Origin of the sequence: Mucilaginibacter terrigena (assembly GCF_004168255.1) — a bacterium.
Lineage (GTDB): Bacteria > Bacteroidota > Bacteroidia > Sphingobacteriales > Sphingobacteriaceae > Mucilaginibacter > Mucilaginibacter terrigena.
In genome coordinates this window covers 51,587-68,161 of sequence record NZ_SEWG01000007.1, presented here as the reverse complement: position 1 = coordinate 68,161, position 16,575 = coordinate 51,587, and the positions used below count along the sequence as shown (strand labels likewise).

Below are 16,575 nucleotides of genomic sequence, written 5' to 3'. Positions count from 1 at the left end.
AGATTTGATTTAATTTACAGAACCAATTAAACTTGAATTAAGCCATCGCCCAATGCACGATAAGCCAAAGTTTACCGAAAGCAGGTACATGTTAGTACTCATATTTGTAACCTCGTTGTTTTTAATGTGGGGCATATCTATGACACTTGGCGATGTGTTAAACCGGCATTTTCAGAACGTTTTGCATGTAAGCAAGGCGCGATCGGCATATGTGCAGTTCTCCATATTTGGCGCATACTTTGTTATGGGCATCCCGGCGGGGTTGTTCATGAAGAGATTTGGGTATAAAAACGGCGTGTTGCTTGGCTTGCTGCTTTACTCGGCGGGCGCATTTTTATTTATCCCGGCTGCTGATGCCCAATCGTTTACTTTTTTCAGGATCGCTTTATTTATCCTTGCCTGCGGTATGGCAACATTAGAAACCGTGGCCCATCCGTTTGTAGCATCCCTGGGCGACCAGCGTACAAGCGACCAGCGCATCAATTTTTCGCAGGCGTTCAATGGTGTTGGGGGTATTATCGGGCCTATCATCGGAAGCTATTTTATTTTTGGCCAGGAGCAGGACCTTGTTTCGGTAAAACACCTTTACATTGTTATCGGAGCGGTTATCGCGGTAATAGCACTGGCGTTTTCTTTTGTGAAAGTTCCGGCATTGGTAGACCCTCATAGCGTTTCGCCCGATTCTTATTCGCCAACCGAGGTGCCTCATGCGGATAAAAAGCTTTTTCAGCACAAGCATTTTGTTTTTGCGGTTGTGGCGCAGCTATTTAATGTGGCCGCACAAGGCGGTACCTGGGCGTTCTTTATCAATTACGGCCACGATATCATGCATTTTAGTGATGGTAAGGCAGGCTACTTTTTTTCGTTAAGTATGGTAATGATGATGATCGGTCGCTTTGCGGGTACCTTCCTGATGCGATATATTGCGCCCAGTAAACTGCTGGCGGCTTTTGCATTGTGCAATATGGTAATGTGCCTTATTGTGGCCCAGGGGTATGGCTGGCCATCTTTTATTGCCTTACTATTTATTAATTTCTTTTTCAGTATCATGTTTCCTACCATATTTAGCCTGGGTTTAAAAAATATGGGTAAGCAAACGCAGCAGGCATCATCATTCATAGTAATGGGGGTTGTTGGCGGCGGTTTATTCCCGTTATTGATGGGGCAAATAGCCAACCACAATGTGGCAACGGCTTACTACCTGCCAATAATTTGTTATGCGGTCATCTTCGTATTTGGGTTAACTTACAAACGACTTAATAAGAGCAGCGTTTAAGCATTATGATCTATCAGTATCCATGGCGCTAAAATTTCAGCCCGAATTATTGTTAAATCGATTTAATGATAATTAGATGCTATTTTTATTAACTATATTTATATTTGATTACTAAAACAGCACGTGAAAAAACTCTCTATTGTTGATATTGCCAACCACCTAAACGTATCAAAAACCACAATTTCATTTATCCTGAACGGCCGCGCGCAAGAGAAAAGGATAGGAAAGGACCTGGTTGAGCGTGTACAGAAGTTTGTGGATGAAGTAGGTTACAAGCCAAACTCGTTGGCTAAAAGCCTGCGTACGGGTAAATCAAACATTATAGGGCTGATGGTAGAGGATATATCCAACCCATTTTTTGCATCCATTGCCCGGCTGATAGAGGACCGTGCCTATAAAAACGGCTACAAAATTATTTACTGTAGTACTGACAACGACACGCAGAAAACCCGCGAACTGATCAGCATGTTCCGCGACAGGCACGTTGACGGTTACATTATTGCCCCGCCCGAGGGCATTGAGGATGATATCAGCTCCCTGATAAAGGACGGTATGCCCGTGGTGCTGTTTGACAGGCACCTGCCAAAAGTAAACACCGATTTTGTTGAAATAGATAATCTTTTCAGTACCTATAATGCTACCATGCACCTGGTACAGCAAGGGTATAAAAACATAGCATATATAACTTTCGCATCAAACCAAACACAAATGCAGGCGCGTTTGCAAGGGTATAAAAACGCGTTAGATGAGAACGGTTTAAAGCCCTTTATTCAGGAAATTGTATTTAGCCAGGACGAAGAACTTATTATGGCGCCGCTAAGCGCTTTCCTCAAAAAACATAAAAACCTTGACGCCGTATTTTTTGGCACCAATCACGTAGGCACCTGTGGCTTAAAGGTAATTAATAGCCTTGGACTAACCGTTCCAAATGATCTTGCGCTGGTGTCTTTTGATGATTACGATGTTTTCAAGCTTTTTTCACCGCCGGTTAGCGCGATAGCACAGCCCATTGAGGCGATAGCAGATAGCGTGATAACGGTATTGCTGAATAAACTCAACACTTCATCCCAGCACATTAGCTCTCAGTCCATCATCCTTAAAACTGACTTCAACATCCGGGGATCATCCAAAAAAGCCGAAAAGGCAGTGGCTAAATAGCTCGCTACTTAGTTATTGTACGCCTTCAATTGCAACTTATATCCCCTGGTAAGTAATTTGGGGTCTATTTCTACCTCAAACGTTTTTGCCTCGCCCTGCATCAGGGAAAAATAACCATCGCTATAAATGGCAGGTAAAAGCTGATTGCCCTTTTTATCTACCAATTGCGCCCTGATACCAAATGCAGCGGTAGTTTTTGATTTATTAACGATCTTATACTGAAGCAATTTATTAACACTGTTTTTAGCATTAGATACTTTAACCTTGCTTTGAACCAGGCTTGTACCAATATGTGGCATTTTATTTAAGGCGGTATAATCAAGATAGGTATTACCTATCCAATAAAAGTTTTCAGACACCAATTGCCCGGCTTTGTTGATAAGCTTGAGTTTCAGGAAATGCACACCCGATAACAGCTGTTTGTTATTATTACTAAACGCGATAAAAGCTTCGGTAGCCGATGTAGGCTCTACGTTTAGCGTTTTTGAAATATTGTACTCGGGTACTGCTTTGCCATCCATATTGTAAACAAATGCTTCGGCGCGCAAGCCCTTTATACCGTAGGGTTTGTTGTTAATTACCTTAACAGAATTTGTGGCAACATTCCATTGAATGTGGAGCGGCTCGCAAGCCGTTTTCGCGCCGAAATAAGCACCGGTAAGGTCGTAGTAGTAATCGTATGTCTGCCATATCATAGATGGGTAAGCCGACTGGCTCATCCATATCAGCATCCCGGTGGCATCCTTCCACATGTGGTCGTTCCACGATTCGTACATGGCTTTCATGGTTTCCACATTCAGCATCTGGGCTTTTTTGCAAAAATCTTCCAACGATATTACCTTGCCATAGCTGTTGTTAACGCTGTTGATGTATGTAACAGGGTTGGCTCCTCCTCCCAGGGCGCCATCTGTACTAAAATAGTGCATCGCCCACATATTGGTTTTACTGTTCACCGCAGCAGGGGTAGGCGCAACCCAATAACCCTTCGGCATAAATTTTTTAAAGCTTTCCACGTTCACAAAAGTAGCGGTGCCCAGTTCGCTGCGCATGCCATACGAGTCTTTCGAGAAAAGATACCCGTTATGCGGATCGGTAAAGTACGTTTTAGGGTCGGCGTTGCTCCAAAGGCCGCTGCCCGATAGCATGTGGCTGCCGCCATGAATGGAGAAATTCGGATTGGTTTCGCCGGCATTTGAACGGGCAAGGTACAGCTTGTCATCACTGTCGTTATCTTTAATGGCCGCCTTAATGGTATTATTTAACGGCCCGTTGGGGTTGCCACCAGGCACGCCCTCGTTAGCGCCGCACCAAATTACTATGGACGGGTGGTGCCTGAATTTTTTAACCTTTTCAATGACATTGCTTTTAAAAATACCCAGGCTGTCAATCTGGCCAAAATTGTTCAGCCAAAAGTCGTCCCAAACCATTATGCCGTACTTGTCGCAGTAGTTATAAAAGGCCTCGTCGGTAACTTCGCCGGTCCAGTTGCGGATGATATTAAAATTCATGTCCTGGTGAAAGCGGATGCGGGTCTCGTAATCCTTGCCTCGTGCTTTAAGCATGTAGTCGCTCATGCCCCAGTTACCGCCTTTTAAAAGTATCGGCACATCGTTAACATACACCCGCAATGGCCCGTTCACCGATGTTGTATCGGCAGTAACCTTTCTTATCCCGAAGGTTTTAGTCGCCTTGTCGGATACGCCGCTGCCATCGGCATCAAACCTAACGCTGCAGGTATAAAGGTTCTGCGTTCCGTCGGCTTTGCCGCCGTAGCCGTTTGGCCACCATAACCTGGGGTTATCAATATGCAGCTGCGGAAACTGCTCGCTGCTATAAGTCACGGTCTCCATGCTGCTGGCTTTCAAAGTTATTTTAGGGCCGGTTACCGTGATGTTGCCGGGGTTGATCATGAATTTCACTATCCCGCTCACCGGTTTGGAGGAGGCATTTTTAAGATCAACACTCACCGTCAGGTCTGCCGCTTTTAAGTTCTGCAAATGGGTGCGTACCGATGGGTCCTGAAGCGCCACGGGGCCGGTAGCCGTTAAGCTAACAGTATCGGTAATTCCGCTGTTTAAGCCGGGTACGGCGGGCATCCAATCCCAGCTCCCGCTGGGTATGTAGGTTGGGCTTTCCCAGTTGGCAAGGGGGTGGTTATGCTCAGGATCGTTACGTGGCGGTACAACCAAAACCAAAATTACGTTTGGCGCTTTTTTATTCAGGTATTTAGTAACATCATAAATGCCCCGTTCTACAATACCCTTTATAGTACCTATATGCTGCCCGTTTATATAGATCTCGCCCCGTTTGTGTATACCGTTAAAATTGAGCCATATGGTTTTGCCGGGTTTAAAAGATGAAGACAAAAACGTTGTACGGTACCAATAGGGTTTATTGTATTTTGATTTATCAACCTTGTAAATATTATCAGCATTATCGGGATCCTTTTCCTTACCAGCCTTAACATATGCATAAAACACAGTGCCCGGCACAACGGCATCTATCCAATTGCTGGTCCTGAATCCTGGGGAGGATAATTGCTTTACAGTATATAAGCTATCATTCTGCGGGAACAGCTTCCAGTTTAATTTTATGGATTGTGCTTTTGTTATGGTTTGCAATACCAGTAAAAGCACTATGCTTAAGGTTAATTTAAAAGTAGAGCGCATGCGGTTTTTATTTCGGCGTGCAATTTATAAAAAATTTGCTAAATCGATTTAACAACTATTTATTATATTGCGACATAATTTATAAAACCTTGATGAAGCCTTTTTTTACGATATTACTTTTAATAGTTGGGTTAGGCATTGCGGATCAAGCTTCTGCTCAAACAACAGCTGCAAAACTTCCCAAAAAACAATGGAACGCGCAATGGGTAACCGCACCCGGTGACAATGGTACAAGCTACGGGGTTTTTTATTTCCGCAAGAATATTGAGCTAAAGGTTAAACCGGCATCTTTTATTGTACACGTATCTGCAGATAACCGCTATAAATTATACGTTAATGGTACCCTGGTATCCTTAGGGCCTGCGCGGGGTGATACCTACTATTGGAACTACGAAACGGTCGACTTGTCGCCGTATCTTACAACAGGCAAAAATACTGTAGCTGCGCTGGTTTGGAACGAAGCCCAGTACAGCCCGGCAGCGCAGATCAGCGTACGTACAGGGTTTATCTTGCAGGGTAATTCATCAATCGAAGAAATATTAAATACCAATAATAGCTGGAAGTGCCTTCGAGATGTTGGGCATCAGCCTATTCCAGGTTATTTTTTTGCAGCCAGCAAAGGCGAAATGGTAAATATGAACCATGCTGTTAAGGGTGATTGGACGACGGTGAGCTATGACGACAGCACCTGGCCCGGTACAACACAGCTCACAGAAGGTAAGCTTAAAGGTTCGGCCTGGGGCATTGAATGGGCGTTGGTGCCCTCTACCTTGCCGGCAAGGGAAATGACCTACCAACGCCTGCTTAAATTACGGGGAGCGGTTAATGTAAGCGTCCCTTCCACGTTCCCTGAGAATAAGGCGCAGGTGACCGTACCCGCGCACACGCTGGCCTCCATATTGCTTGATCAGACCTTTGAAACAAATGCTTACGTTACCCTGAATTTTAGCGGCGGTAAGGATGCGGGGATTTCCATCGGCTACGCCGAATCGCTTTACAAAAAAGGCAGCAAGGGCGTTATTAAAGGCAACCGTAACGATGTAGAGGGGAAAGAATTTGTTGGCCGGATAGACAGCCTGATAGCGGATGGCAGCAAAGGGCAATCGTACACTACATTAAACTTCCGTACTTTCCGTTATATCAGGCTCATCGTACAAACCAAAGATGAACCGCTGGTTATTGATGACCTTTATGGTACTTTCACCGGCTATCCCTTTAAACGCGTCTCGGTATTAAATACCGACAATACCGAGATAAAGCAAATGCTGGATATTGGCTGGCGTACCGCAAGGCTCAACGCCTGGGAAACTTATATGGATTGCCCTTATTACGAGCAGCTGCAATACATTGGCGATACCCGCATACAGGCCATGGTATCGTACTATAATACCAGTGATAACCGGCTGGCGCGAAATGCACTAACACAAATGGACCACTCGCGCTTGCCCGAAGGCATAACCGCCAGTTGCTACCCTTCGAGGGGAACACAGGTTATATCTCCTTTTTCGTTATGGTACATCGGCATGCTGCACGATTACTGGATGTACCGCGGCGATAATAACTTTATTAAAGGCAAGCTGCTTGGCGAACGTGGCGTGCTTGATTTTTTCAGCAAATATCAGCAGGCCGATGGCTCGTTAAAAGACACGCCATACTGGGCCTTTGTTGATTGGGCCGGTAATATGTGGGGCGAAGTAAGCGATAAGGATGGCAGCGCGGCTATTTACGACCTGCAACTGCTTATGGCCTACCAGTGGGCTGCAGAAATGGAAGGCAAGATTGGTTTACAGGATTATGCCAGGATCTATTCTGCCAAGGCGTCGCAGTTAAAGGCTACCATACAGCGTAAATACTGGGACCCTGTAAATAGGTTATATGCCGATACCAAAGGGAGAAGCGGCTACTCGCAGCATGTTAACGCATTGGCCATACTTACAGGAACGGTTAGCGATGCGAATATGCCGGCTGTGGCTAAAAGGATGCTTAGCGATACAAGTTTAACCCAATGTTCGGTTTACTTTAAATATTACCTGCACCAGGCGCTGGTAAAAGCAGGCTTGGGTAACGACTATATGAAGTGGTTAGATATTTACCGCCAGAATATAGCGATGGGGCTTACCACCTGGGCCGAGTATTCTGATGTTAACACCTCCCGGTCCGACTGCCATGCATGGGGTGCAAGCCCTAACATCGAGTTTTTTAGGACCGTATTAGGTATCGATAGCGATGCGCCGGGGTTTGCTAAAGTTAAAGTCGAACCTCACTTAGGTACACTAACAACCATAAGTGGCGAAATGCCTCATCCAAACGGGAAGATTGCCGCTGCTTATACTTTTGATAAAGGCAAGTGGCGAATAAATATCAGCCTGCCGCAAAAAACTACGGGCGTACTGATCTGGAAAGCCAAACGCTATATGTTAAAGGCAGGTACTAATTCGTTTTTGATTTAGGTATAATTCCTAAAATTATACAATAGAAAGCCGCCGATAAGGTGGCTTTCGTATTTGTATTGCCATAGGCGTTAAAGTATAAAAATTAGCAGCATAGCCATATTGATAAGCAAACTGGCAAAAAATGCCGTAAGCGTTACCCTGATACCTGCTCCGCACATATTGGCCACCAGGTTACCAAAAAAGCCAATAACGGTAATACCTAATATAATAACCGGGGCATGGTAGTAATAAATTAAAACTGCAGGCACTGCCAGCACCAGGTTACCATGCACCATCAGGTTTACAAACCACCACAGGGTGTGGTTTCCCTTTTGGCTGTCGGCATATTTAAGGTAACTTTTTACAGGGTTAAAAGCTATCGTTCTTGTTGGTTTAACGGTCCAGTTGGCAGTGGTGTTTGGTTTAATAGTAAGCATGGTATGTAAATTGATTGTTAATAATATATAAATATCTTTTTATCCTTTTATTTGATATAGTTCGACGAGTGTTAATTGAGCAGCACAAATCTAACACATAAAATAATAAAGGACAAATATATCCTTTATTATTTATTTATGCCTGATAAGATGAAATTTTCAGCCATCATTTATACATTATATTTCGTAAGATCTTAATTAAACGCCCGGCCATTTGATGATTTTAGCTGCTTTTCTCTTTTTGTTGCAGCAGCTTTGTTGTCATATTCTTCTGTATATGCAATAATCCAGGGGCGGTATTTTATCGTATGACCTTTTGTTGCCAATTCGTTATGAGAGGTAAAGCGATTGTTTAAGTCGGATGTATACCCGATATAGATTTGGTTAAAAGAAGGAGAATACAAAACGTAGACGGTAAACATACGTTGTAATTAAATTAGGAAGGCCCCATAAGGGGCCTTCTACAAGTAGCGGGGAGCAGGATCGAACTGCCGACCTCAGGGTTATGAATCCTGCGCTCTAACCATCTGAGCTACCCCGCCGTATTTATTTTTTCAGGACTTGCTCCTGATAGTATCTGTTTATCGAACTGCCGTCCGTTGGCTAACGGATATGAATCCTGCGCTCTAACCATCTGAGCTACCCCGCCGTATTTATTTTTTCAGGACTTGCTCCTGATAGTATCTGTTTATCGAACTGCCGCCCGTTTGCTAACGGATATGAATCCTGCGCTCTAACCATCTGAGCTACCCCGCCTTACATTTTACCCTTCTTCATATATATTTCTATGGTTCCCGAAAAAGGTTTGCAAATATAGCAGAAATTCGCTTCCTTTAGAAAAAATGTTCACTTTTGCCCCTTGATTGATTTTTGTAACGATTGAACCCCTATGTCTGAGAAGAAGAAATTTAATATTGAGTACGAGATAAAATCGTCACCAAGAATACTATACACTTTCCTGAACGAAGCCAACGGCCTTACCCAGTGGTTTGCAGATGATGTGAGCGTGCGCGACCAGATATACACGTTTACATGGGATGATGAGAAACAAAACGCCAAACTGGTAACCCTTAAAGAGAACAAACTGGTTAGGTTTAAATGGCTGGATGACGAGCCTCAATGTTATTTTGAAATGGAAATTATTCAGGACGAACTAACAAACGATGTGGCACTTAGCATTACCGACTTTGCTACTGAAGAAACCATCGCCGAACGCAAACTCATCTGGGACAACCAAATTGATTACCTCATAAGCACCCTGGGCGCTTAACATTTTTATTCTGTATTTTTGCGCTGTGAAAACGGCTTGTATGCAACAATTATTTGCACGCATATACGTTTCAATCCCTGTACGCAATTGCCCTGATGAAGAAAATACATTTGTTACTGCTTAAATCATTTATAAGGCCTTTTATAGTAACCTTATTAATAGTGATGTTTGTATTGCTGATGTTATTTTTGTTTAAATACATCGATGATCTTATAGGCAAAGGTTTCCAGTGGTACATTATCCTCGAATTGATGATGTATAATTCGGCAACCAACGTAGCCATGGCATTGCCCCTCTCTGTATTACTTTCATCAATCATGACCTATGGCAGCCTGGGCGAAAATTACGAGCTGGTTGCTATAAAATCGGCAGGTATATCGCTGCGCCGCGCCATGTACCCCATGATGGTAGTTGTTTTGGTGCTTAGCGGCGCTGCGTTTATTTTTTCGGATTATATGCTGCCGGTGGCCAATCTTAAATATTACTCGCTGTTATACGATGCCCGTAAACAAAAATCGGCCGATCTGCTGCCCGAAAACATATTCAGCAACCGTTTCCCCGGATACACCATACGCGTAAAAAGAAAGGATGATGACGGCCAAACCCTGCACGATATCATGATCTACTCAAAAGGTACGCTGGAAACCAACCAGGATGTTTTGTTCGCAAAATCGGGCCTGATGTACCGGTCTAAAGATGATCTGTTCCTGATACTTAAATTAAAAGATGGTATACGTTACATGGAAGGCCCCGGCGACGAAGGTAACGCCATGCCCCGCAAACGACTTACCCGTTTTAGGTTTAAAGAAACCGAACAAAAGTTTAGTTTAGATGGGTTTAAGATGACCCGTACCGACGAGAACGAATTTAGGAGCGCATCAATGATGATGAACCTGCACCAACTTCAGCACTATATCGATTCGGCAAACAGGGAGGTTGACAGCAATGTGAACGGAAATTATGCGCTGGTAGCGGCCAACCTGAAATATACTACAATGCCTCAAAAATCAAAGATAAAGCAGGTGGTACCGGCAGATAGTATTAAGCTGAAAAGCGTAAGTGAGAAATTTAATGCTTTGAATAATTCGGCGAGCGAGGTGCGCCAGGTGATAGATATTTTAAAGAATCGCGCCGACAGGCACAAAGAAACATCAAAAAGTATACGCCGTTATATAATGGAGTATCAAAAGAAATTCACCCTGGGCGCAGCATGTATAGTACTGTTCCTGATCGGTGCGCCTTTGGGGGCAATTATACGTAAAGGCGGGTTAGGCCTGCCGGTGGTTGTATCGGTAATATTTTTCCTGATATATTACATTATAGGCACCATTGGGGAAAAATCGGCTAAAGAGGGCGACCTGTCGCCGTTGGTTGGCGCATGGGTAGCTATTGCTGTTTTATTCCCCATAGGGTTATTTCTTAGTTACAAAGCGGCTACAGATTCGGCCCTTTTTGACGCGGAAATGTACAAACGTTTTTTTAAGCGCTTTAGCTTGCGTAAAACCAAACCTATATAGTTTTACAAAATACCGACCTTATTCATCATATTATCGTATAAATTTGCTGTACTGTCAGTAGTTGTTAATCATAAACTGATCGGTACAAACCAAAGAAGAAATGCTAAATACCATACCGGAAGCGATAGAAGCTATTAAAGCAGGTAAAACCATTATTGTGGTTGATGATGAAGACCGCGAAAATGAAGGCGATTTTTTAACTGCTGCACGTAATGCTACGCCCGAAACCATCAACTTTATGGTGCGGTATGGCCGTGGCCTGGTTTGCGCCCCTATATCCAAACAACGCGCGCACGAACTGGAACTGGAGCCGATGGTTAGCCGTAACACTACATCGCACGAAACTAATTTTACCGTATCGGTAGATCTGCTGGGCAATGGCTGTACTACCGGTATATCTGCAACAGACCGTTCAAAAACTACTTTAGCGTTAATAGACCCTGCAACCAAACCTGCAGACCTGGGGAGGCCCGGTCATATATTTCCATTGATAGCTAAGGATGGTGGTGTTTTGCGCCGCGCAGGGCACACCGAGGCGGCTATCGATCTTTCTGTATTAGCAGGGTTTGAGCCGGCCGGTGTAATTTGCGAGATAATGAAAGAGGATGGCGATATGGCCCGCCTGCCCGAATTATTGGTAATGGCCAAAGAATTTGACCTGAAAATAATTTCGATAAAAGACCTTATCGCTTATCGTTTAAATACCGAATCGCTGGTGCGCAAGGAAGTATCTGTGAAGATGCCAACCCAATGGGGCGATTTTGATATGATAGCTTACACCCAGCTGGATACCGGCGAAAACCATTTAGCCCTTGTAAAAGGCGAATGGCAGCCCGGCGAGCCTGTAATGGTACGTGTGCACAGTTCGTGTGTAACCGGAGATATCTTTGGATCGTGCCGGTGCGATTGCGGGCCGCAACTACATAAAGCTATGGAAGTTATCAGCAAAGAAGGCCAGGGCGTAATTGTTTACATGAACCAGGAAGGCCGCGGCATAGGGCTGGTTAATAAATTAAAAGCTTACCACTTGCAGGAGAACGGGCTGGATACTGTAGAGGCCAATATAAAGCTTGGTTTTGGAATGGACCAGCGCGACTACGGTATTGGCGCGCAAATATTGCGCAGCCTGGGGGTATCTAAAATGCGCCTGTTAACCAATAATCCCAAAAAACGTGCAGGCTTAATTGGCTACGGCCTTGAAGTGGTAGAGAACCTGCCAATAGAAATTGCATCAAACCCACATAACGAAGCGTACCTGCGTACTAAAAGGGATAAGATGGACCATGCCATCATGCGCGAGCATTAATCATCGCCGTCGCCGGTATCCTCGGTAACGTTATTATCGTCAGACGGTTTTGAAGGTGCCGGTGTGGTAATGCTGGTAGCAGGTACAGGTGCAGGGGTTACAGGTGCATTATTGCGACGGCTCCTTTGCCTGAATATGTTACGTAAAAATTCGCCGAACGTATCAAAATCCCGTTGATATACCAAACCTATACCATTTACATATTGTATCCCCAAAGCATCGTTAATACTATTTAACGTGGTGCTGTTTAACGCCCTGTACGAGTATCTTGCCCGCAGGTTACCATCTTTGCGTATCAGGTATTGAATTTCAAAATCTTTTGTCAGTGTCCTGAAATCTGTGTTCAGCAAATTTGTTTTATTATTGAAAAGATCGCTTGTGCCGCTGTTGGAGTATAAGCTGCCGTTTATAATAAGCCTGTCGTTTAAAAATTTAAGGGATGCGCTTGCATCATTAAATGACCGTATGTTAAGGTCGAAGTATTTAATGTTCGATTGCGATATAAAACTATTCAGTTTGTTAAAGGCAAACTCGCTCACGGCCTCGCCGGCTGTGCCCAATACCTGGTTAGTTAAATTACTACCCGTGCCCGATGCAAAACTTCGCCTTACAATGATGCTTAGCGCCTGCTGGCTGCGGTTATTATTATCGGCAAGGTAAGTGTTCAGGTCATCCTTAATGGAGGGGTCTACCGGGAAATTGAAGTTAAAATCGATATTAGGTTGCAGCAGCGATTTGGTTAGTATCAGCTCGGCCTGTACCAATACCTGCTTAGGCTGCGGCGCCTGTAAACCCGCGGCGGTATACAGTGGGGCAATATTGGTGCGCACCTCGTATATGGCTTTTAAGTTTATCTCGGCATTTGATGGGTTGCCTGTCCAGCGGATGGTTCCTCCCTGGTTCACCACAAAGTTTTTGCTGATGAAATCTTTGGCGGTAAACTCAAACTTACCTGATGTAATGCCGAAATCACCAAACATTTCAAAATCGCCCAGGCTGTTAATATTTAGTTTTAGGTTACGTGCTGTACCTGTACCCTCCAGTACGCCATAATCTGTACTTATTCGTACCGTGGTTTTTTCATCAACGGTAAGATCGAAATTTAAGGTAACGCCGTTAAACGCCTTTATCTTATCAATAACTTTGGTAGTGGTATCGTTATGATTAACCCACCTGATAAAATCATAATCGACAGCTGTTGATGAGGTGTTAAGCGGGATATTAAATACTGTGCCTGCTTCAGTAGTAGCTTTAATATCTATTTTCATGTTATCTACCGGGCCGGTGAAACTGAATGTGCCGCTTCCGTACGCTGTACCGTAGTAAATATGGTTGTCCTTAAAGGTGGTGTTGAGCGCCATAAGGTTATTTGCCTGCACAGTTATGTCGAGTGTAGGGTTTGATATTTTATTCAAGTCAACCGTGCCGTTAGCCTCGCCTGTACCGCCACGGATATCCTTCAATATCATCTTATCAATTTTAATAACGCTATTGGTTACGGCCAGTTTTTCGTTTACGGTGTAAGCTGTTTTAAGGTAATTAACAGTTATGCCTGTGTTGTTTAAAGACACATCACCATTAAGCTCCGGTTTAGACGGCGACCCGGATAGTTTAAGGTTTGCAGATACAGTGCCTTTAACATTCGATACCAAGTCTTTAATAAAAGGCTCGAATATAATAGCCTCGGTGTGGTCCATTTTTATATCGAAATTCAGATTGTCGCCGTTTTCCTGGGCCAATGTATAAACACCGGCTATATTCATTGTTTCTAACCCACGGTTGGTTATATTCAGCTTTACATTAGCTTGTTTATGGGCATTATCCAGGTTCGATACTATCTTCACATTGCCTACCAGTGTTTTGTTCATCGCAAGCGAATCGATACTCAAGTTAGCATCTACGCCCGGTTTTTTGATGATAGAGCTTAGTGTTACATCACCATTTAACGACCCCTTTAACAACACGCCCGATGTTTTGGTTAGCTGGTTAATAGTAGCCATGCTAAATTTTTCAAATGTTACCTTCAGCTTGTCTTCGGGGTTATCAGATATAAAACCATTTATCCGTACTTTTTGGCCGCCGTTCGATAGTTCAAAACCCGATACCTGGGTTTTACCATCCAGCAGCCTTATCCTTACCTGGTCTTGTATTTTCCAGCTCTCGCGCTCCAGTATCACATCAGATGGCAGTATCATTAGCTTGGCTGTAGTATCGCGGCCAAATTGTACTAACCCGTAAAGGTCTAACTGGTTGGCCGCATCTTTGTCTGATAACTTAACGTTAAAGTTTAAGCTGTCGTTCTTTAAAAAGTTGGTGATGTTTATATTTTTGATGTACAGGCTATCGGTAAGGTCAACCCTGTTTAACGATACGTTTAGGCCAAGCATATCATCAGATGTACTTTCATCAATAATAAAATCGTGGAAAACTATTTTGCCATATTTTATGGTTTTGATATACCCGTTTAGTGTTGCCGTTTTATCAGTAGAGTTAAATTTTCCTACAAACGTACCTTGTTCAGGCACCTTAAGGTCGGGCATAAAAATAGCCGTAAGCGGATCTATATTTTTAAGCGTTAAATTAAAATCAAAATTTTGTGGCTTGGGTGTGGTTATATCCGTTTTTAACGACGGGATGTATTTTTTGGCTATAGTTTTAAAATACGATGGCAGGGTTGCCAGGTCATAACTGCCTTTAATGCTGCCGTCTGCCAGGTCAGACCGTAATGATATCACCCTTGCATCACCCTTACCGCTGGCGGTTAAGGCTACCGAATCAACCACGTAGTTATTGCGCGGGTTTACCACGCGTACCTTGGTTAGTAAAATGCTGCCATCCAAATTATCCAGGTTATTGCCCGAAAAATTGGTGTTCAAATCGGTGCTGATGGTAATGGTATCCTTTAAAAACTTAAGCTCGCGCAGCCTTGCATTGTTAATGTTGCCGGCGATGTTGTATACAGGCAGCTTAGGGTTAAGGTTAATAAGACCGGCCAGGTCAAACTTTATATTTTTATCATTAATGGCAATTTTGCCCTTCGCTATCTTGTTTTTAAAAGTCCCGCTGGTAGTTAAGTTACTATAATTGTAGCCTTTAAATTGAAAATAAGCTATTCGCGCGTTGCCTTTAATATTAAGGTTTTTTAGTTCATCGCCGCTGCCGCTTACATTACCGGATAGGGTTGTGCGGCCAACTGTACTATTGTCAATTAATGCGCCCAGGTCAAAATTTGTGGTGGTAAGCTTACCGCTGTAACTTGGTATGCCGGCCTTATTTATTTTCAGGTTAATATCGGGGTCGAAACGGCCTAATTTGGTCTTAAATGTGCCAAATGCTACAAAATCGTTCTGCACACCGGTGAACCTGCCGGTAAAGTTTACATTGCCAAATTTGCTAACAATTGCCGGCACTTTTGCATTTAGTTTGCCGGTAAAGTGGCTATACAGATAATCAAGATCTTTTTTGTTGGTCGCTATCTGGTCAAACTTTAGCTGCAGGAAGGTATTATTCCAATCGGGCAAACCGGTTAAGTTAAAATCGCCCTTTATGAAGGTTGCCTGCGCGGCTGTAATGGTAACGCTTTTGGCTTTAAGGTTGTTTACCATGCCCCGCACGCGGCCGTCAATACCCAGTTCGAACGTTGTTTTATCCAACGAACTGGTGAAATAAGCTATATCTTTTGATGACAGGTGCGACGATTTGAAATCAGCGTCCATATTTACCTTGTTCTCAAAATCGTCAAAATCATCAAAGGATGTGAATTTCATCCTGAAGAAATCTTTAACAGTTGAGTTAGCTGTTTGTATATTAAGATTTTGCAGCAGGATCTGGTTGGTATCAATAGTAGCGTTCGAGTTGAGGTTACGCACAAAAAAACCGCTTTTTTCATGCAAGGTTAAACCGCCTATACGTGCCTTAAACAGATGGTTCTTAAGGTCCATATTACGGATGATGGTGCTGAAACGGGTAATATCAACATCATCAAAATTTACACCCTTTACCAGTTCGTTCCTCAGGCTGTTCTTATATTTAAAATGGAAATTGTTTATCGAGATCTTTTCGAAAGTAAGCGACCAGGGCTTGCTTTTAGTTTTGGTGGTATCGCCCGAGTTAAAATAATCCAGCACAAATTGGAGATTGGTAGTGCTGTCTTTTAATTTTTTAAGATAAAAGGATCCGTTATCCAACTGGATGGATGCAAAATCTATCTTCTTTTTTTTAATGCTGTTGAATATCGAGAAGCCGCTAAGCTCGACAGATAGTTTCGGGGTGCTTAATAAGGTATCCTGCTGCTTATCCAGGATGTATAGGCCTTCTAAAACAACCGATGAGAAAGGCTTAATGTAAAGGCTTTTTATATCAACCCTGGTATTAAGCTCTTTTGATAAATAGGCTGTGGCTTTTTTTGCAGCCCATGTTTGTACCGGCTTGTACTGAAAAAGCAATAACAGGATGCTTACCAGTAACAAAATTATCAATACGATGCTTAACGCTATTTTGAGTACTTTTT

10 protein-coding genes and 1 tRNA gene are annotated in these 16,575 nt (G+C 43.4%); 6 read left to right on the top strand and 5 right to left on the bottom strand.

What is annotated here, in order from left to right; all coding sequences use genetic code 11:
- The first annotated feature begins 52 nt into the window (after window positions 1–52).
- Entirely contained in the window at window positions 53–1,276 is a 1,224-nt protein-coding gene (locus EWM62_RS16415) for a sugar MFS transporter (protein ID WP_129877764.1), read from the top strand.
- A gap of 123 nt (window positions 1,277–1,399) precedes the next feature.
- Window positions 1,400–2,434, top strand: a complete 1,035-nt coding sequence (locus EWM62_RS16410; RefSeq protein ID WP_129877763.1) for a substrate-binding domain-containing protein — start codon at window positions 1,400–1,402, stop codon at window positions 2,432–2,434.
- A gap of 8 nt (window positions 2,435–2,442) precedes the next feature.
- Here the strand turns inward: EWM62_RS16410 and EWM62_RS16405 are convergent, their stop codons facing one another.
- Window positions 2,443–5,103 carry a glycoside hydrolase family 2 protein gene (locus tag EWM62_RS16405; protein WP_129877762.1) on the bottom strand — a complete coding sequence of 887 codons (2,661 nt, stop codon included), beginning with the start codon at window positions 5,101–5,103 and terminating at the stop codon, window positions 2,443–2,445.
- Between the two features lie 92 nt (window positions 5,104–5,195).
- Here EWM62_RS16405 and EWM62_RS16400 point away from each other — a divergent pair, with 92 nt between their 5' ends.
- Window positions 5,196–7,553, top strand: a complete 2,358-nt coding sequence (locus tag EWM62_RS16400; protein WP_129877761.1) for an alpha-L-rhamnosidase-related protein — start codon at window positions 5,196–5,198, stop codon at window positions 7,551–7,553.
- 71 nt (window positions 7,554–7,624) lie between these two features.
- Here the strand turns inward: EWM62_RS16400 and EWM62_RS16395 are convergent, their stop codons facing one another.
- From EWM62_RS16395 to EWM62_RS16385, 3 genes are all read right to left on the bottom strand, one after another.
- Entirely contained in the window at window positions 7,625–7,972 is a 348-nt protein-coding gene (locus EWM62_RS16395) for a hypothetical protein (RefSeq protein ID WP_129877760.1), read from the bottom strand.
- Window positions 7,973–8,166: 194 nt separating this feature from the next.
- Entirely contained in the window at window positions 8,167–8,394 is a 228-nt protein-coding gene (locus EWM62_RS16390) for a GIY-YIG nuclease family protein (RefSeq protein ID WP_129877759.1), read from the bottom strand.
- Between the two features lie 46 nt (window positions 8,395–8,440).
- Window positions 8,441–8,514, bottom strand: a tRNA-Met gene (locus EWM62_RS16385).
- Window positions 8,515–8,861: 347 nt separating this feature from the next.
- Here EWM62_RS16385 and EWM62_RS16380 point away from each other — a divergent pair.
- The 3 genes from EWM62_RS16380 to EWM62_RS16370 all read left to right on the top strand — a co-directional run bounded on the left by EWM62_RS16380 (window position 8,862) and on the right by EWM62_RS16370 (window position 12,065).
- Window positions 8,862–9,242, top strand: coding sequence for an START-like domain-containing protein (locus EWM62_RS16380; protein ID WP_129877758.1), 381 nt, complete (start codon window positions 8,862–8,864; stop codon window positions 9,240–9,242).
- A gap of 95 nt (window positions 9,243–9,337) precedes the next feature.
- Window positions 9,338–10,759, top strand: a complete 1,422-nt coding sequence (locus EWM62_RS16375) for an LptF/LptG family permease (protein ID WP_129877757.1) — start codon at window positions 9,338–9,340, stop codon at window positions 10,757–10,759.
- Between the two features lie 100 nt (window positions 10,760–10,859).
- Window positions 10,860–12,065, top strand: a complete 1,206-nt coding sequence (locus EWM62_RS16370; protein ID WP_129877756.1) for a bifunctional 3,4-dihydroxy-2-butanone-4-phosphate synthase/GTP cyclohydrolase II — start codon at window positions 10,860–10,862, stop codon at window positions 12,063–12,065.
- Here the strand turns inward: EWM62_RS16370 and EWM62_RS16365 are convergent.
- Window positions 12,062–16,543, bottom strand: a complete 4,482-nt coding sequence (locus EWM62_RS16365) for a translocation/assembly module TamB domain-containing protein (protein ID WP_129877755.1) — start codon at window positions 16,541–16,543, stop codon at window positions 12,062–12,064. The two genes, EWM62_RS16370 and EWM62_RS16365, sit on opposite strands and share 4 nt — an antisense overlap.
- Window positions 16,544–16,575: the final 32 nt, after the last annotated feature.